The organism is Mesorhizobium sp. M7A.F.Ca.CA.004.06.1.1, assembly GCF_003999135.1.
GTDB lineage: Bacteria > Pseudomonadota > Alphaproteobacteria > Rhizobiales > Rhizobiaceae > Mesorhizobium.
The window spans coordinates 1-2,087 of record NZ_RZPQ01000909.1; the positions used below are offsets into that span (position 1 = coordinate 1).

Here is a 2,087-nt window from a genome sequence, read left to right on the forward strand (position 1 = left end):
CACCGAAACCGGCGGCTACGAGCCGGTTGGCAGGCACGCCGTTTTCGATCAGGAATTTCACCACCGATGTCGAACGCGCCGTCGACAGCTCCCAATTGTCGCGGTAGCGGCCGGCGCCGGAGAGCGGCTTATTGTCAGTGTGGCCGTCGACGCGCAGCACCCAGTTGATCTCGGGCGGGATTTCCTTCTGCAACTCGATGATGGCGTCGGCGAGCTTCTTCATCTCGACCTTGCCGGCATCGTTGATCACCTCGGAGCCGGTCGGGAACAGCACTTCCGACTGGAAGACGAAGCGGTCGCCGACGATACGGATGTTCTCTCGGTCGGCGAGGATTTCGCGCAAGCGGCCGAAGAAGTCGGAGCGGTAGCGGTTCAACTCCTGCACGCGCTGTGCCAGAGCGACGTTGAGGCGTCGGCCGAGGTCGGCGATCTTGGTGTTGGAATCGCGGTCGCGGATTTCGGAGACGTTGAGCGCATCCTCGAGCGCGCCGATCTGCTTGCGCAGTGCCGCGATCTGCTGGTTGAGGATCTCGACCTGGCTCAGCGCCTGCTGGCTGATCTGGCGTTGGTTGTCGAGTTCGCCGCCCAGCGCCGCGGCGCGCTGGTTGGCGGCGTCGCCGGCACCGGCGCCTTGCGCCAGCAACTGTTGGAGCCGGCTCCTTTCCGCTTGCGCGGCTGACAGCGACGCCTGCAGATTGGCCAGTGAATCATCCTTGTCCTGCGCCGTCGAGCGCTCCAGCGCCAGCAACTGGGTCAGCTCGTTGATTTGCGAGTTGAGGCGCGAGAGTGCCGTATCCTTGCCGGAGATTTCGCGTCCCAGCAGGAACTGCGCCAGCACGAAGACCGTGAGCAGGAACATGATGGCCAAAAGCAGCGTCGACAGCGCGTCGACAAAGCCCGGCCAGTAGTCGATGCGGCGATCGGTGCGCCGGCCCCTGGCGAGTGCCACTTCAGTGCACTCCGGGCTTCTTCAGGGCATCGGCGATCTTTTCCAGCGTGTTGCGCATCGCCTTCTGCTCGTCGGACTGGGCTTCGACCCAGTCGCGCATGATCTGCTGTTCCGAGCGCATGTTCTTGACCAGGCCGGAAATGCCGTCGGCGAGATTGGCCATGGCGGTGGCGACGCGCGGGTTGGAGCCGCCGCCATTCTCCTGCATCGAGCGCAGCCTTTCCGACAGCACCCGGATCTCGTCGGAGGATTCGGTCTTGGCTGGGTCGGCGACGACGATGTCCGACGACAGGTCGGTCACCGAGGACAGCCAGTTTTCCAGTTCGGTGTAGAAGCGTGTCTGGGCGCGACCGGCCTGCAGGTCGAGGAAGCCGAGCACCAGCGAGCCGGAGAGGCCGAACAGCGAGGACGAGAAGGCGGTGCCCATGCCGGCCAGCGGCGCCGAAAGCCCCTGCTTCAGGGAATCGAGCACCGCGGCGGCGTCACCGGTGCCGGGATCGAGCGATTCGATGGTCTCGCGGATCGAACCGATGGTGTTCAACAGTCCCCAGAAAGTGCCGAGCAGGCCGAGGAACACCAGCAGGCCGACGAGATAGCGCGAGGTGTCGCGGCTTTCGTCGAGGCGGGTGGCGATGGAATCGAGCATGGTGCGCATCGAACTGGTCGAGAAGGCCGTCGCCGAGGAGCGGCCGATCATCGCCTTCATCGGCGCCAGAAGCACTGGTTCTGTCGTTTCCGAGCCGGCACGGAAGGAGTTGACCCAGCGCACTTCGCGAAACAGTCGCCCGACCTGGGCGAAGGCCAAAAGGATGCCGACCACCAGCACGCCGACGATCAGGCCATTGAGGCCGGGATTGCTGCCAAAAGCGGTTGAGATCTGTCGGGTGAGGATGGCGGCGATGAAGGCGACGATGACCAGGAAGATCACCATGGTCAGCAGAAAGACCTGCGGGCTCGATAATTTATGCGGGTCGTAGATCAGGACATCAGAACGTCTGCCCATGCCGAAGGATCTGAGAAAAGCCATCCGTGCCCCGTTTCCGATGCCGCCGCCGATCACGTAAACCGCGACTCTAAACGGAATTGTGACCAAATTGAATGGCGCTTGGCAATATTGCCGCGTCGAGAATGTCAGAGG

General features: G+C 63.4%; 2 protein-coding genes. Both read right to left on the bottom strand.

What is annotated here, in order from left to right:
* Window positions 1-949, bottom strand: a 949-nt coding sequence (locus EN906_RS32000) for a peptidoglycan -binding protein (protein ID WP_127375676.1), incomplete at its 3' end; no start/stop codon positions are given.
* Between the two features lies 1 nt (window position 950).
* Window positions 951-1,976 (bottom strand): MotA/TolQ/ExbB proton channel family protein, encoded by a 1,026-nt coding sequence (locus EN906_RS32005; protein ID WP_027037204.1) that lies wholly within the window; start codon window positions 1,974-1,976, stop codon window positions 951-953.
* Between the last annotated feature and the right edge of the window lie 111 nt (window positions 1,977-2,087).